17 protein-coding genes are annotated in these 14,239 nt (G+C 58.7%); 11 read left to right on the top strand and 6 right to left on the bottom strand.

The genetic code is table 11. The features are described 5' to 3' along the window. Positions 1-857 (bottom strand): cysteine desulfurase family protein (locus RTK01_RS05765; protein WP_312280058.1); only part of this gene is annotated, 857 nt, incomplete at its 3' end. A gap of 124 nt (positions 858-981) precedes the next feature. Here RTK01_RS05765 and mtaB point away from each other — a divergent pair. The 3 genes from mtaB (at position 982) to RTK01_RS05750 (ending at position 3,114) form a co-directional block, all read left to right on the top strand. Further along, positions 982-2,277 (top strand): tRNA (N(6)-L-threonylcarbamoyladenosine(37)-C(2))-methylthiotransferase MtaB, encoded by a 1,296-nt coding sequence (gene mtaB, locus RTK01_RS05760; RefSeq protein ID WP_312280057.1) that lies wholly within the window; start codon positions 982-984, stop codon positions 2,275-2,277. Further along, positions 2,274-2,849, top strand: coding sequence for a 5'-deoxynucleotidase (gene yfbR / locus RTK01_RS05755; RefSeq protein WP_312280056.1), 576 nt, complete (start codon positions 2,274-2,276; stop codon positions 2,847-2,849). Before mtaB ends, yfbR begins: the two co-directional genes overlap by 4 nt. Positions 2,850-2,931: 82 nt before the next feature. Beyond that, positions 2,932-3,114, top strand: coding sequence for a hypothetical protein (locus RTK01_RS05750; RefSeq protein ID WP_312280055.1), 183 nt, complete (start codon positions 2,932-2,934; stop codon positions 3,112-3,114). Between the two features lie 44 nt (positions 3,115-3,158). Here RTK01_RS05750 and RTK01_RS05745 read toward each other — a convergent pair whose 3' ends face one another. Then, a complete protein-coding gene (locus RTK01_RS05745) occupies positions 3,159-4,277 on the bottom strand; it encodes a DUF362 domain-containing protein (protein WP_312280054.1) in 1,119 nt (372 codons plus the stop codon). A 79-nt stretch (positions 4,278-4,356) separates the two neighbouring features. After that, a complete protein-coding gene (locus tag RTK01_RS05740) occupies positions 4,357-4,770 on the bottom strand; it encodes a hypothetical protein (protein WP_312280053.1) in 414 nt (137 codons plus the stop codon). A gap of 209 nt (positions 4,771-4,979) precedes the next feature. Here RTK01_RS05740 and murI point away from each other — a divergent pair, with 209 nt between their 5' ends. From murI to RTK01_RS05710, 6 genes are all read left to right on the top strand, one after another. After that, complete coding sequence (gene murI, locus RTK01_RS05735; protein WP_312280052.1) at positions 4,980-5,795, top strand: glutamate racemase; 816 nt, start codon at positions 4,980-4,982, stop codon at positions 5,793-5,795. Continuing rightward, positions 5,761-6,225, top strand: a complete 465-nt coding sequence (locus RTK01_RS05730) for a DUF1934 domain-containing protein (protein ID WP_312280051.1) — start codon at positions 5,761-5,763, stop codon at positions 6,223-6,225. The genes murI and RTK01_RS05730 overlap by 35 nt, the downstream gene beginning before the upstream one ends. Positions 6,226-6,276: 51 nt before the next feature. After that, positions 6,277-8,022: an arginine--tRNA ligase gene (gene argS, locus RTK01_RS05725; protein WP_312280050.1), complete on the top strand. Its 1,746-nt coding sequence runs from the start codon at positions 6,277-6,279 to the stop codon at positions 8,020-8,022. 80 nt (positions 8,023-8,102) lie between these two features. Beyond that, positions 8,103-8,387, top strand: a complete 285-nt coding sequence (locus tag RTK01_RS05720) for a hypothetical protein (RefSeq protein WP_312280049.1) — start codon at positions 8,103-8,105, stop codon at positions 8,385-8,387. A 5-nt stretch (positions 8,388-8,392) separates the two neighbouring features. Further along, positions 8,393-9,103, top strand: coding sequence for an AzlC family ABC transporter permease (locus RTK01_RS05715; protein WP_312280048.1), 711 nt, complete (start codon positions 8,393-8,395; stop codon positions 9,101-9,103). Continuing rightward, complete coding sequence (locus RTK01_RS05710) at positions 9,094-9,429, top strand: branched-chain amino acid transporter permease (RefSeq protein WP_312280047.1); 336 nt, start codon at positions 9,094-9,096, stop codon at positions 9,427-9,429. Before RTK01_RS05715 ends, RTK01_RS05710 begins: the two co-directional genes overlap by 10 nt. Positions 9,430-9,618: 189 nt before the next feature. Here RTK01_RS05710 and RTK01_RS05705 read toward each other — a convergent pair whose 3' ends face one another. Next, a complete protein-coding gene (locus tag RTK01_RS05705) occupies positions 9,619-10,785 on the bottom strand; it encodes an S-layer homology domain-containing protein (RefSeq protein ID WP_312280046.1) in 1,167 nt (388 codons plus the stop codon). A gap of 172 nt (positions 10,786-10,957) precedes the next feature. On the opposite strand from RTK01_RS05705, the gene RTK01_RS05700 reads away from it, so the two are divergent. Continuing rightward, positions 10,958-11,311, top strand: coding sequence for a hypothetical protein (locus tag RTK01_RS05700; RefSeq protein ID WP_312280045.1), 354 nt, complete (start codon positions 10,958-10,960; stop codon positions 11,309-11,311). An 81-nt stretch (positions 11,312-11,392) separates the two neighbouring features. On the opposite strand, the gene typA is transcribed toward RTK01_RS05700, so the two are convergent. Both typA and RTK01_RS05690 read right to left on the bottom strand, forming a co-directional pair. Beyond that, complete coding sequence (typA, locus tag RTK01_RS05695) at positions 11,393-13,216, bottom strand: translational GTPase TypA (RefSeq protein ID WP_312280044.1); 1,824 nt, start codon at positions 13,214-13,216, stop codon at positions 11,393-11,395. 168 nt (positions 13,217-13,384) lie between these two features. Further along, positions 13,385-13,720 carry a helix-turn-helix transcriptional regulator gene (locus RTK01_RS05690; protein ID WP_312280043.1) on the bottom strand — a complete coding sequence of 112 codons (336 nt, stop codon included), beginning with the start codon at positions 13,718-13,720 and terminating at the stop codon, positions 13,385-13,387. Between the two features lie 186 nt (positions 13,721-13,906). Between RTK01_RS05690 and RTK01_RS05685 the strand changes: the two genes are divergently transcribed. Beyond that, positions 13,907-14,155: an AbrB/MazE/SpoVT family DNA-binding domain-containing protein gene (locus RTK01_RS05685; RefSeq protein ID WP_312280042.1), complete on the top strand. Its 249-nt coding sequence runs from the start codon at positions 13,907-13,909 to the stop codon at positions 14,153-14,155. Positions 14,156-14,239 lie beyond the last annotated feature (84 nt).

The raw sequence follows: 14,239 nt of genomic DNA, 5'->3' as shown, positions 1-14,239 counted from the left end.
GCGACAAACTTCAAATCCGGAAGTTCCCCCGGCCGCTCCACGGCGTAGGCTTGGATCTCCGCCATGTGCCGCAGCTTCACATCAAAACCCTCCAGCCGCAGCTCCACCGCCTTGGCAAAGCCCGCAATCTGGGCGGTGGCCTCCGTCCCGGCGCGAAAGCCGGACTCCTGCCCGCCGCCCGGCAGCAAGGGCCGGGGCGCGCGGACCCGCCCGCCGATATACAGCGCGCCGATGCCCTTGGGTCCCCCGATTTTGTGGGCGGAAAGAGCAATAAAGTCCGCGCCCAGCGTTTTGGTGGAAAAGGGGATTTTCAAAAAGCCCTGCACCGAGTCGGTATGCAGCAGGGTCTTTTCATTTTTCGCTCCCAGCCCGGCGGCAATCTCCGAAATAGGGTACACGTTCCCCGTCTCATTGTTCACCAGCATCACGCTCACCAACGCCGTGTCCGGCCGGACAGCCTCCAGCACCTTCTCTGCCGAAATATTCCCGTCCCTGTCCGGGAGGATGCGGGTAATCTCATACCCATCCTGTTCCAGCCAGCGGCACCGCTCCAGCACGGCGCTGTGCTCCACGGCGGTGGTGACAATGTGTTTTCCCACCCGCCGGTTCTGCCACAGGGCGGCGGTGAAGGCCCAGTTATCCGACTCGGTTCCGCAGGCGGTAAAAAACAGCCGCGCCGCCTCGCAGCCAAGGGCCTGCGCCACGGTTCCGCGGCAGTCCTCCACAAGCTTTTGGGCGCGGCGGCCATAGGCATACTGGGAGCTGGGATTGCCGTATTCCTCCGTCAGCACGCGGACCATCTCCTCCGCCACCGCCCTCGGCACCGGCGTGGTGGCGGCGTGGTCGAGATAAATCATGAAAACACTCCTTTGATTGGGGCTTGCCCCAGCGGTAAAATACACGTATAATAGAACTGTGCCGCCGATTGCGGCTCAATCGTATTATTATAAAGAAAATCGTCTGAAATAGCAATGAGAATCCATGAAAATCGCCATTTACACCCTGGGCTGCAAGGTGAATCAATATGAGACGCAGGCCATGGAGCAGGAGCTTTCCCGTCGGGGCCACGAAATCGTTTCCTTTTCAGGCGCAGCGGACGCTTATGTGGTGAACACCTGCTCCGTCACCGCCGTCAGCGACCAGAAGTCCCGCCAGATGCTCTCCCGCGCCCGGCGGGAGCACCCGGAGGCGGTGGTGGCCGTGTGCGGCTGCTATCCCCAGACCCGGCCCGAGGACGTGCGCAAGCTGGACGTGGACCTGATTGCGGGCACCGGGGACCGGATTGGCTTTCTGGACCTTCTGGAGCAGGAGCTGGAGGACCGCAGACCCATGGAGGCCGTGGATCGCGTGTTTGACCGCCGCGCCTTTGAAATTCTCCCCGCCGGGGGGCTGGAGGGCCGCACGCGGGCCATGCTGAAGGTAGAGGACGGCTGCGTCAACTTCTGTTCCTACTGCATTATTCCCTACGCCCGCGGCCCCGTGCGCTCCCTGCCGCCGGAAGAGGCGGCGGCGCGGGCCAAAGAGCTTGCGGCAGCGGGATATCAAGAGATGGTGCTCACAGGCATTGAGATTTCCTCTTGGGGCGCGGATTTAAAGACGGGACAGAGTCTGATTGATTTGATGGAGCTTCTCAGCACCACCGCCCCCGGCCTTCGGCTGAGACTGGGCAGTCTGGAACCGCGCACCATCGACGAGGACTTTTGCCGCCGGGCCGCAAAGCTCCCCAATCTCTGCCCCCAGTTCCACCTGTCCATGCAGTCCGGCTGCGACGAAACTTTGAAGCGCATGAACCGAAAATACGACACCGCCCGGTATTTCCGCTCCGTGGCGCTGCTGAAGGAATCCTTCGACCGCCCCGCCGTCACCACCGACATGATCGTAGGCTTTCCCGGCGAGACGGAGGAGGAGTTTTCCCAATCGCTGGACTTTATTCGCCGGTGCGGCTTTGCCCGGATGCACATTTTCCCCTATTCTATCCGTCCCGGAACCCCAGCGGCAGAGCTTGCGCAAATTCCCGCCGCCGTGAAGGAGATCCGGGCCGCCCGGGCCGCCACAGTTGCAGACGAAACGCGCAAAGAATATCTTGAGGGCTGTGTGGGGCAGGTGTACCCCGTGCTGTTTGAGCAGACCAAGGGAAATTACTTTTCCGGCCACGCACCCAACTATACGGAGGTTTTGATTCCGGGCGGCGAGAACCTTCACAACCGGGTGCTTGCCACCCGCATCACTGGCACAGAGGGATTTGCCCTGCTGGGAGAATTGGAGGAAACGCCATGAAAAGCCACTTTTTTGCGTATATATCCCGGCTGCGGTTCATCTCCCGCTGGGCGCTGATGCGCAACACCGCCCCCGAAAACGTGCAGGAGCACAGCCACCAGACGGCGGTGCTGGCCCATGCGCTGGCGCTCATCCGCAACAAGCACTTCGGCGGTCATGTGGACCCCGGCGCGGCGGCGGTTGCGGCGCTGTATCACGACGCGCCGGAAATTCTCACCGGCGACATGCCCACCCCCATTAAGTATTACAGTCCCTCCATCCGCTCCGCCTATCAGGAGGTGGAAGCGGAAGCCACCCGGAAGCTGCTGGAAATGCTGCCTTCGGAGCTGCGGGAAAGCTATGCCCCGGTGCTGGAAATCCCCGACCCGGAGCTGCGGGCGCTGGTGAAGGCGGCGGACAAGCTCTCCGCCTATATCAAGTGCGTGGAAGAGGTCAAGGCGGGAAACGGAGAGTTCGGGGACGCGGCAAGGCAGACCCGCGCAGCGCTGGATGCTTTCGGCCTTCCCGAGGTGGACTATTTTCTCGAAATCTTTATGGACAGCTTTTCCCTGACGCTGGACCAGCTGAAATAAGGTGCGTTTTCAGTATTTTTCGTAACAGTGGGCTATTTTTGGCCGGAAGCAATCACGCTCAAATCTGAAAGGACGGATTCTTATGAAGCAATATGAATATAAGTTTGTGAAATTCAATTTTGAGACGGGCTTCAACTATGATAAAAAGATTACCGACTTGGAAACCCAATGGAATGCGCTGGGCGAACAGGGCTGGAAATTTTGCCGGGATGGAAATGGATTTTCCGTATTTATTAGAGAACGCAGCGCGGCGGAAGGTTTTTGACAAACGAGCGCGGGCTTCGGAGGATTCCGAAGCCCGCGCTTGTTTTAAATCTTAATCAGCTCGTATTCCCGGGTTCCAAGGCCCAGCTTTTCCCCGTGCTCCAGACACACGCGCCAGTCGGTGTCGGGATGGAGAGCGACGAAATGGTCGCCGCAATTGCAGTCCCACGCCCCGCCGGACAGGGCGGAGCCCGCCATCACGGGCTGGGCATTCACCGCGTCGGCACAGGCCTGATCCAGTGCCACCGGGTCAAAGGAGGCAAACATCCCCACGTCCGGGGCAATGGGCGCGTCGTTTTCCCCGTGGCAGTCGCAGTTGGGCGAGATGTCCAGCACCAGCGACACATGGAAGCAGGGCCGTCCGTCCACCACCGCCTTGGTATACTCCGCAATTTTTCTGTTCAAAATGGCGGGAGCCTCGTCGTTGGCGGCAACAATCGCGTCCTTGGGGCAGACCCCAAGGCACCTTCCGCAGCCAACGCACTTGTCCGGGTCGATGGTGGCCTTGCCGTCGGTGATGGTGGGCGCGTCGTGGGCGCAGATTTTCACACAGGCGCCGCAGCCAATGCACCGTTTCTGCTTGACATAGGGCGTACCGGAGCTGTGCATCTCCATCTTCCCGGCCCGGGAGCCGCAGCCCATTCCGATGTTCTTCAGAGTGCCGCCCATGCCGGTCTGCTCGTGGCCCTTAAAGTGAGTCAGAGAGATGAACACGTCCGCGTCCATCACCGCCCGTCCGATTTTGGCTTCTTTCACGTATTCGCCGCCCGCCACCGGCACCAGAACCTCGTCGGTGCCCTTCAGCCCGTCGCCGATCAGGATGTGGCAGCCGGTTGAAAAGGGGGAAAACCCATTTACATAGGCCGACTCGATGTGGTCCAGCGCATTTTTCCGCCCGCCGACATACAGTGTGTTGCAGTCCGTCAGATAGGGTCTTCCGCCCTGGGACTTCACAAGGTCCACCACTACCTTGGCCCAGTTTGGCCGGAGATACGCCAAATTCCCCGGCTCGCCGAAGTGCATTTTGATCGCCGCGTATTTTCCCTCCATGTTGATGTCGCCAAACCCGGCGGTCATCATCAGGCGCGCCAGCTTTTGGGGCAGATTCTCCCGCCAGCTTGGGGCCCGGAAATCCGCAAAATAAACCTTTGCCTTTCCTGCCATCTTCAGTTTTCCTCCCTGTTTTCTCTTCCTGTTCTCTTTTCCTGCTCTTTCTTTGTTCTATTCCCGAAATTGCCCTTGCTTACTCGTCCAGCTCCACGTTCACGTGGTCCGTCCCGTTTTCTTCAAATTCGTCCATATAAGTATCGATGCGCTCCATCAGCTCGTTGTAATTCTCTCTGGTCATGGGCTCTCCGTCCATGTCCCGCAGGGCCAGCTCCTCCGCCAGGATTTCATAGAACACCACATCCTCATAATCTGCGATGGCCTCGTGAATTCCGCCGTCGGCAAACGCGCGGGAGGGGATAATCTCCCCGTCCAGATGCTCCGCCAGCTTATGCATTCCGTGGGCGGGGCAGTGAGAGAAAATCAGGCTCTCCACCTTGTCGTATTCCGCAATGCGGTCGTCCTCACGGGCGGAGTTCATCACCCAATTCCCGACGTACACCAGATCCAGCAGATAGCGGTACTGCTGCTCTGTCAGCTCGATCTTCACGGCAAACACCTCCCTCATTCGGTTTTTTCGGCCGCAAGGCCGATCCTTTCAGCATTATACCAAATTCCATTTGGAAATTCCACATCAAAAACCGGGAAAAAAGCCTAAAATCTGTCTTGCCCGGGGTTCACATACATAGTATAATGGTCAAGTTGGGGCTATATGATAGGAATATGACCCTTTCAGCCACAGATATGGAGGCACTTTGCATGGATAAGCGACCCATCGGCGTGTTCGACTCCGGCCTTGGCGGGCTGACCGCCATCCGCTCCCTGCGGGAGATTTTGCCCGAGGAAGACCTGATTTACTTTGGAGATACCTCCCGCGTCCCCTACGGAGGCCGGTCCCGGGAGACGATTTTGAAATACGCGCGGCAGGACGTGCGGTTCCTGCGTTCTTTTGACCTCAAGGCGATTCTGATTGCCTGCGGCACCGTATCCACCACCTCTTTGCCCGCGCTGCAGGCGGAAAACGATTTGCCCATGGTGGGCGTGGTGGAGCCCACCTGCCGCCGGGCCGCCGCCGTGACAAAAAACAAGCGTGTTGGCATGATCGCCACGCAGGCCAGCGTCCGGGCGGGAGCTTACGCAAGGACCCTTTCGGAGCTGGACCCGGAGATTGAGGTGTTTTCCAAGGCATGCCCCCTGTTCGTCCCTCTGGTTGAAAACGGACGCTTTCGCAAAGGGGACGCAGTGATTGAAACCGTGGCCCGGGAGTATCTTGCGTCCATGCGGGAGACGGGCGTGGACACCTTGATTTTGGGCTGCACCCACTATCCCCTGCTGGAGGAAATTATCGGCGGTGTGATGGGGCCGGAGGTGGAGCTGGTTTCCGCCGGAGAAGAGTCCGCCTTCGAACTGAAGCGGCTTTTAAAGGCGGGAGAGCTGCTGAACAGTGAGAACCGTCAGGGCGACGCCACATATTATGTCAGCGACCGGGTGGAGAGCTTCGAGGAAACCGCCTCCTGGTTCCTGCGGGAGGATTTGCGCCATGGAGCCAATCAAATTGATATCGACCGATACTGAAAGCCCGCCCCTGCCGGTGATTATCTCCGTGCGGGGAGAGCAGTATTTTGACGGCTGCGACCCCGACGGCACGGAGCTGACCACCGAGGGGACGCTGCGCCCGCTCCCGGACGGGCTGCTGCTGCGCTATGAAGAGAGCACCCTCACCGGGATGGAGGGCACCGTCACCACCTTTGAGCTGCGGGGGCAGAAGGTTTTTCTGACTCGGGCGGGCAAGGTGAACTCTCAGATGATTTTCGAGGAGGGACGGCAGCACACGTCTCTGTATGAAACGCCCATGGGAGAACTGAGCGTGGACATTTTAACCAGCTACCTGCGCCACAGCCTGACGGAGCGGGGCGGCCTTCTTGAAATCCGATATTCCATCGCGGTGGACCACACCGCCACGGGAAAAAATGCGTTTAAAATCCGCGTGCGGCCCAAAAGCTGACGAAAGGAACGCGCCTTCCGTCACCACACCAATGAAAACGAGGGATATACCATGCTGCATATGATTCAAAAAGCAAAGGACCAGGCGGCGGAGCTGACCAGAAGCGCCTATCGCGCCGCCGTTTCCGACGGGACTCTTCCCGAGGCGGAGATTGCCTCCGTCCCCGTGGAAATTCCCAAGGACACGAAAAACGGCGACTTTACCACCACCTTCGCGCTGGCCGCGTCTAAGGCCCTGCGCCAGCCGCCCCGGGCCGTTGCGCAGGCGCTGCTGGAGCGCCTTGCGCTGGAGGGCAGCTATTTTGACTCCGCCGAAATCGCCGGCCCCGGCTTTTTAAACTTCCATCTGGGGCAGGTGTGGTTTGGCGACGTGCTTTCCGCCGTGGAGAGCGAGGGAGAGCAGTACGGCCAGAACGATGAGCTGGCGGGCCGGAAAATCATGGTGGAATTCGTTTCCGCCAACCCCACCGGCCCTATGCACATGGGCAACGCCCGGGGCGGCGTGCTGGGCGATACGCTGGCTTCTGTCCTCTCCTTCTGCGGGGCGGAGGTGTCCCGCGAATTTTACGTCAACGACGCAGGACATCAGATTGAAAAATTTGCCCAGTCCATCGAGGCCCGCTACCTCCAACTCATCCGGGGTGAGGACGCGGTTTCCTTCCCGGAGGACGGATATCAGGGCGAGGACATCCGGGATTTGGCGCAGGCCTACCGCGCCGAGCACGGAGACGCGCTGGCCGACGCGGAGGAAGATATCCGGCGGGATACGCTTGCCCAATTCGGCCTAAGCGTGAACCTGCCTAAGATGAAGACCGATCTGGCCCGATATAAAATTCAGTACGACATCTGGTTTTACGAGTCTGCCCTCCACGAGTCTGGGTATGTTGCCGAGACGGTGGACAAGCTCACCGACGCGGGCTTCACCTATGAAAAGGACGGGGCCCTGTGGCTGAAAACCGCTGAAATTATGGCCGCGAACCTCCGCCGGGAGGGAAAAAAGGACGCAGACATTGAAAAGCTGGAACTGAAGGACGACGTACTGCGTCGAGCCAACGGGTTTTACACCTATTTTGCCGCCGACATCGCCTATCACCGCAACAAGCTGGCTGTCCGGGGTTTTGATAAGGTCATCAACGTCTGGGGGGCGGATCACCACGGCCACGTTGCCCGGCTTAAGGGCGCGCTGGACGCGCTGGGGCTGGATGGCGCGAACCGTCTGGACATTGTGCTGATGCAGCTTGTGAAGCTCCTGCGAGACGGCGAGGCCGTGCGCATGAGCAAGCGCACGGGCAAGGCCATTTCCCTGTGCGATCTGCTGGACGAGGTACCCGTGGACGCGGCAAGATGGTTCTTCAACGCCAAGCCGGACACCCAGATGGAGTTTGATCTGGGACTTGCCGTCCGGGAGGACAGCGAAAACCCCCTGTACTACGTGGAATATGCCCACGCCCGCATTTGCTCGCTGCTGCGGGCCATGGAGGGCGAGGGGCTGCGCGTCCCCGCCGCTGCAGACGTGGACATAGCGCAGGTGAGCGGGGAAGCGGAGCAGGCATTGATCAAGCAGTTGGCCCAGTTCTGCGAAATCGTCCGTCTTTCCGCCAGAGATTATGACCCTTCCTTCATCAACCGGTATTTACAGGAGCTTGCAGCCTGCTTCCACAGGTTCTACACGGCCTGCCGCATCAAGGGCGAGGCCCCGGAGCTGGCGCAGGCACGACTGAAGCTGGCGGACTCCGCTCGCGCGGTTCTGCGCAGCGGACTGAAGCTCCTCGGCGTGGACGCGCCGGAGAAAATGTAAGAGAAATCCCCCTCTCCTCCTAAACAGGGAACCCCGCGCCGGTAGGACGCAAATTCTAATTATAAAAGAGGTAAGCTTTCATGAGTATTCTTGAAGCAATGATGCTGATCTGCTTTGGCCTGTCCTGGCCGGTGAACATCCGCAAATCCTGGGTGACCCGCTCCGCTGTGGGCAAGAGCCTGTTCTTCCTCATCATCGTGGAGGTGGGCTACGTCTGCGGAATGCTGAACAAGGTTCTGGTGCGGTTTGACTGGGTGTTCTATCTTTACGTGCTGAACTTCCTGATGGTGGGAGCCGACGTTTTTCTCTACTTCCGCAACAAAAAACTGGATCGCCTGCGGGCGGAGCAGGAACAGGAGACCTGAATTTCATGAACGCACCCCAGAACAAGACAGAGCGCCGCCTTGGCCCCGCCCTGCGCGCCGCCTTTCCCCACACCATCCCGGTTTTGACCGGCTTTCTCTTCCTCGGCATTGCATACGGCGTCTTGATGAACGCCAAGGGCTACGGTCCCCTTTGGTCCACCTTGATGAGTGCAGTGGCTTTTTGCGGAAGTATGCAATTTGTGGCAATTACCTTGTTGACCACGGTGTTCGACCCCGTTCAGGCAGTACTGTTGTCCTTCATGGTGAACGCCCGCCACCTGTTTTACGGCATTTCCATGCTGGAAAAATATCGGGGGCTGGGCAAGGCCCGCATTCCGCTCATCTACGTTTTATGCGACGAGACGTTTTCCCTTGTTTCCACGGTGGAACCGCCGGAGGGCGTGGATAAAAAGAGTTTTTACCTCTCTATCTCCCTTCTGGACTATTTATACTGGGTGGGGGGCACGGTTCTGGGCGGCCTGTTAGGGGACTTCATTCCCTTTGACACCGCCGGACTGGACTTTGCCCTGACGGCGCTGTTTGTGGTGCTGTTTATGGAGCAGTGGAAAAAGAGGGAAAACCGGGCCGCCGGACTCATCGGCATAGTTGCCACGGCGGCGTGCCTGCTGGCGTTTGGGCCGGACAATCTGGTGATTCCCTCCATGCTTGCAATCGTTGCAATTTTGCTGATGGGGAGGAAAAAGCTGTGTACCTGAGTGTGCCGCAAACACTGATACTCATTCTGTCTGTCGCCGTGGGGGCGCAGCTTACCCGGTGGCTTCCCTTTTTGCTGCTGCCGGAAGGAAAAGAAGTCCCCAAAACGGTAGAGTATCTCGGAAAGCTTCTCCCCGCCGCCGCCATGGGCCTGTTGGTGGTATACTGCCTGCGAAACGTCTCCCTCTTTGCCCCGTCCCACGGGATTCCGGAGGCTGCGGCGATTCTTACGGTGGGCCTGCTCCATTGGTGGAAGGGAAACGTCCTGCTGTCCATCGCCGGGGGAACCGCCCTGTACATGGTCCTGATTCAAACGGTGTTTGCCTGAGCGGAGACGGGTGGCCCGTCTCAGTTTGCCTGTCGGCATCGGCTTTTGGGGACATGCTTTTCACTCACCGGCCCGCCCTCTTTTTCCCGTGATTTGAGATAATTGAAACAAGTCCGCCGCGCGACCCAAGGGGCCGCGCGGCGGACGTTTCTATTGGGTATAAAATTGCGGTGTTTTCACCTTGACGTGTTAGCCGCTGCTGCGGGCATTGGCCTGATAGGTGAGATACCGCTCCAGCATGGCCGAGGCAGCCGCGCGGGTGACGGAGGCATTGGGCGCCAGCGTTCCGTCGGACCGGCCGGAGAGGATGTTGTTTGTGACGCACCATGCAACGCCTTCATAGGCGTACTGCGAAATGCTGTCCCGGTCCGGATAATCCAGCAAGAACATCCACGCGCCTTGGAAGCCGCCGCCCCGGTGCTGCTCCCAACGGTAGAGAAACGCCGCAAGCTGCTGGCGGGACACCACCTCATTGGGGCGGAAGGTGTTGTCGGAATAGCCGTTCACCAACTTGTTGCCCACGGCCCAGGTCAGCGCGTTCAAATAGTCCCCGCCGTCCTGCACATCCTTAAACCCGGGAATGGACTGAATCACCACGGGGCTGCCCGCCAACTGGTAAAGCGCTTTTACCAGCTCTGCCCGGGTCAGCGCGTCAGCGGGGCGGAACGCCAGCGTAGAATCGCACCGCAGAAGGCCACGGGAGGTGACGGAAAGAATGCTATCATAAGCCCAGTAGCTTTTCTCCACGTCGGTAAAAGGCAGGCCGTCGTAAGCAAATAACACCGCCCGGGTCACTTCCGCGCCGCTGCTCCAAGCCAAAAACCATGTCCCGGGAATCAGGTCCCGATAGGTAACGAGGTTTTTGGTCAGATAGGGTGAGGTCTTCGCGTCAAAGGGGATGGACATCCGCTCCCCTTCCCGGGTGGTAAGCGCCACGCCGCTTTCGTTCACCGTGTCCACCGCCGCCACCTGCTGATAGGTGGGGGCCTTTGCATTTTTCGGCAAATTACGCAGAATAATTACGGCCCGGGCCTGCGGCGGCTCACTCAAAGCCATAATGGGGTCCACATACATCCGCACGCTCTCCCCATCCTTCAATCCAGTCATGTTTGTGGCCACACCGTCGGTGGCATCCACAATATAGGTCGTCTCGCCATAGCCCACGATTACCTGACTTCCGTTTTCTTTGGTCAGCAGCAGGGTCTTCTCGCCTGTCTGCTTCACCGTGCCGTCCAGCAACACAGGCCCCAGAGGGGCTGAAGCCACCGGCTCCGTCTCCGCCCCGGCGGCGGGAACCGCCAGCAAAGCGGCACACAGCACAAGCCCCAGCAGCGCACCCATTCTCTTTTTCTTCACAGCATATTCCTCCTTTGAAAATTCTCGCGGCTCTCGCCGCATTGGTCATTGTCTCTTGAGACGCTTGAAGAGGCAAAAAAGTTTCCGAACATTGACATCACCGGGTAAATCCGTTAAAATATCTTCAAATCCGCAAGCCCCCGCCGGGATATCCGGAAAGGAGTGCAGCTTCATGGCAAAAATTACCGTGCTCGTGAAATTCCCCGGTCAGCCGCTTTGCTATATGCAGGTTCCCACCGACCGGATTGAGAAAATTTACAGCAGCATTGCCGGGCTGCAATCCACAGAGGTCAACACGTTTTCCTTATATCGCGGCTTTTATTACATCCTGTTGGATGGAAACCGCGAGAAAAAGAAGCTGCCCCCCAACATGACCGCCTATCTGGTGAACGCCCAAGGGGATACAAGCGTGTTGGATATCAGAGGGGTGTTTGTCATCTGCAAGCTTCCCACCGGGCTGACAGGACCTATGACCGACATGACCCCGCAGGACGCGGAGCAGGTGGTCAAGCTCCTGCGGAACTGAATATACGAAAAAGGCCTGCGGAGGAAGTCCCTCCGCAGGCCTTTTTTATTTGTCCGGGTTGGAGAATACTCCGCCCGAATTTTATCTCTTTCCGTGGAGGGACTTCATGCGCCGCTCGTGATCCAGAATCCGCTTGCGCATCCGCAGGCTCTTGGGCGTGACCTCCAAAAGCTCGTCGTCCGCCAGAAATTCCAGGCACTGCTCCAAGCTCATCTGCCGGGGCGGCACCAGACGCAGCGCCTCGTCCGAGCCGGAGGACCGGGTGTTGGTGAGCTGCTTTTTCTTGCAGATATTCACCGTCATGTCCTCGTTGCGGGGATTCACGCCGATGATCATTCCGCCGTATACCGGCACGCCCGCTCCGATGAACAGCGCGCCCCGCTCCTGCGCGTTGTACAGGCCGTAAGTGATGGACTCGCCGGTTTCAAAGGAAATCATAGAGCCGCTGGCCCGACGCTGAATATCGCCCTTATAGGGGGCGTAGGTTTCAAAGATGGAGGCCATGATGCCCTCGCCCTTGGTGTCAGTCAAAAAGTCGTTCCGATAGCCGAACAGGCCCCGGGCGGGAATCAAAAATTCAATCCGCATACGGCTGCCCACCGGAGTCATCTCCAGCATGTCCGCCTTGCGCTGGCCCAGCTTTTCAATCACCGAGCCCACGCTGTCGCCGGGCACGTCCACCACCAGCCGCTCAATCGGCTCGCACTCTTTCCCGTCGATCTCCTTGTACAGCACACGGGGGGGAGACACCTGAAATTCATAGCCCTCCCGGCGCATCGTCTCAATCAGAATGCTCAGGGACATTTCGCCCCGGCCGGCCACGTTGAAGGCCTCGGAGGTGTCCGTGTCGGAAACCCGGAGGGACACGTCCTTCAGCGTCTCCTTATACAGCCGATCCCGCAGCTGGCGGGAAGTGACAAACTTTCCCTCCCGGCCCGCGTAGGGCGAGTCGTTCACGGAGAAGGTCATTTCCATGGTGGGGGCGGAGATGGCCACAAAGGGCAGCGGCTCCACGGTTGCAGGCTCGCAGATGGTGTCGCCGATGGTCACGTCGGGGATGCCGCTCATGGCGATGATGTTGCCGGCGGTGGACTCGGTAACGGCGTTGCGGGCAAGGCCCTCAAATTCGTAGATGGCGGTGGCCTTCGCCTTGCGGGGCGTGGCCTCCGGCGCGTGGAAGTTGCAAACCGCAATCTCCTGATTCTGCTTCAAAACGCCCCGCTCGATGCGGCCGATGGCAACGCGGCCCACAAACTCGTTATAATCGATGGAGGACACCAGCATCTGGAAGGGCTGGGCTGTGTCCGCCTGCGGCGCGGGAATGTATTGCAGAATCGTCTCGAACAGGGGGTCCAGATCGGTCCCCAGATTCTCCGGCGTGTAAGAGCAGATGCCCTGCCGCGCGGAGCAGAACAGCATGGGGCTGTCAAGCTGCTCGGCGGTGGCGTCCAAATCCATCAGAAGCTCCAGCACCTCGTCCACCACCTCGTGGATGCGCTGGTCCGGGCGGTCGATCTTGTTCACCACCACGATGACCCGGTGGCCCAGCTCCAGCGCGCGGCTGAGAACGAAGCGGGTCTGGGGCATGGGGCCTTCGGCGGCGTCCACCAGCAAAATGACGCCGTTGACCATTTTCAAAATGCGCTCCACCTCGCCGCCGAAGTCCGCGTGGCCCGGGGTGTCCACCACGTTGATCTTCGTGTTCTTAAAGCGCACGGCGGTGTTCTTCGCCAGAATCGTGATGCCACGCTCCCGCTCCAGATCGCCGGAGTCCATGACGCGCTCCACCGTCTCCTGATTTTCGCGGTACACGCCGCCCTGCTTGAGCATTTGGTCCACCAGCGTGGTTTTGCCGTGGTCAACGTGGGCGATGATGGCGACGTTTCTCAGTTGTTCATTCTGCATATTTTGTTCTTCTCCTTATTGTATGGCAAGGGTTCCGGGCAGCCCTCGCGTCACGCGCCCACCTGTCGGGCACGCAAGTATTGCACGTTTTTTTGCACAGCCTTATATTATATGCTGAATTATCATTTTTTGCAAGAAAAACCTTTGAACGCAAACGTTCAAAGGTTTTTAGTCGTTTTTCAGGGAAGAAATTACGCTGTCCAGAATATCCAACGCCTGCTTTCGGCGGGTCACATCAAGGACCTCCAGCTTCTTGAGAATGTAGCTGCTCTTGGCCTCATAGCCCGTCACCAGACTGTCCTGAAGCACATCGTCCGCCGGGGCCGCCAGCGTGTTGAGAATCAGGATGAACGTCTCCAGCTTAGGCACCTTGTCGCCGCGCTCAATGTCGGTTAAATATCTGGCGCTGATACCGATTCTCTCCGAACATTCCTCAACGTTCCACCCGGCTTTGGCCCTGTATGCTTTCAGCTTCTTACCAAGGCTCATGGAATCCAATATCATCACCCCACATTTATTCAGGGATAACTTCTACAAATAGAATACACATTACAAAACAAATACAACATCATCTATTTGTAGAAAAATCCCCGAATAGAGGTTTGACATACTGAAAATGGATGCTAGCATTAGAATTGTGAATCCCAGTTTCCAGTTGTAAGGCTATAAAAAGAACGGGAGAGAGAACGTATGATACAGTCAACCGGCATTGTCAGAAAGGTGGATGAGCTGGGTCGGGTCGTCCTGCCTGTCGAGACGAGGAAGCTCTTCGGCATTGAGGAAAAGGACGGCCTTGAAATCCTGATGGACACGGACGGCGGGCAAATCATTCTGCAAAAGGCCTCGGCGGCGTGCGTCCGGTGCGGCTCCACGGAGGCCCTGAAGCCGCTCAGCGCCCGCACATACCTCTGCGCCAAATGCATCGCCGCCCTGCAATAACCGCGCCCGGGCGGCATTGAAGCTGCCGCCCGGTTCTCCGTCCCACAGTCCACTTTCCCTGCAACTCCATCGACGGGGGACGGC

Source organism: Oscillibacter sp. (assembly GCF_031978065.1).
GTDB lineage: Bacteria > Bacillota > Clostridia > Oscillospirales > Oscillospiraceae > Oscillibacter.
Note: the sequence above shows the minus strand (reverse complement) of the source record. Positions and strands in the feature narration are given on the sequence as shown.

Excerpts from the sequence above, each read along its gene's own strand:
- typA (WP_312280044.1), bottom strand. The coding sequence starts at position 13,216 with ATGCAGAATGAACAACTGAGAAACGTCGCCATCATCGCCCACGTTGAC.
- RTK01_RS05730 (WP_312280051.1), top strand. The coding sequence starts at position 5,761 with ATGGAGCCAATCAAATTGATATCGACCGATACTGAAAGCCCGCCCCTG.
- yfbR (WP_312280056.1), top strand. The coding sequence starts at position 2,274 with ATGAAAAGCCACTTTTTTGCGTATATATCCCGGCTGCGGTTCATCTCC.
- RTK01_RS05685 (WP_312280042.1), top strand. The coding sequence starts at position 13,907 with ATGATACAGTCAACCGGCATTGTCAGAAAGGTGGATGAGCTGGGTCGG.
- RTK01_RS05690 (WP_312280043.1), bottom strand. The coding sequence starts at position 13,720 with ATGATATTGGATTCCATGAGCCTTGGTAAGAAGCTGAAAGCATACAGG.
- murI (WP_312280052.1), top strand. The coding sequence starts at position 4,980 with ATGGATAAGCGACCCATCGGCGTGTTCGACTCCGGCCTTGGCGGGCTG.
- RTK01_RS05745 (WP_312280054.1), bottom strand. The coding sequence starts at position 4,277 with ATGGCAGGAAAGGCAAAGGTTTATTTTGCGGATTTCCGGGCCCCAAGC.
- RTK01_RS05700 (WP_312280045.1), top strand. The coding sequence starts at position 10,958 with ATGGCAAAAATTACCGTGCTCGTGAAATTCCCCGGTCAGCCGCTTTGC.
- argS (WP_312280050.1), top strand. The coding sequence starts at position 6,277 with ATGCTGCATATGATTCAAAAAGCAAAGGACCAGGCGGCGGAGCTGACC.
- RTK01_RS05715 (WP_312280048.1), top strand. The coding sequence starts at position 8,393 with ATGAACGCACCCCAGAACAAGACAGAGCGCCGCCTTGGCCCCGCCCTG.
- RTK01_RS05750 (WP_312280055.1), top strand. The coding sequence starts at position 2,932 with ATGAAGCAATATGAATATAAGTTTGTGAAATTCAATTTTGAGACGGGC.
- RTK01_RS05720 (WP_312280049.1), top strand. The coding sequence starts at position 8,103 with ATGAGTATTCTTGAAGCAATGATGCTGATCTGCTTTGGCCTGTCCTGG.
- mtaB (WP_312280057.1), top strand. The coding sequence starts at position 982 with ATGAAAATCGCCATTTACACCCTGGGCTGCAAGGTGAATCAATATGAG.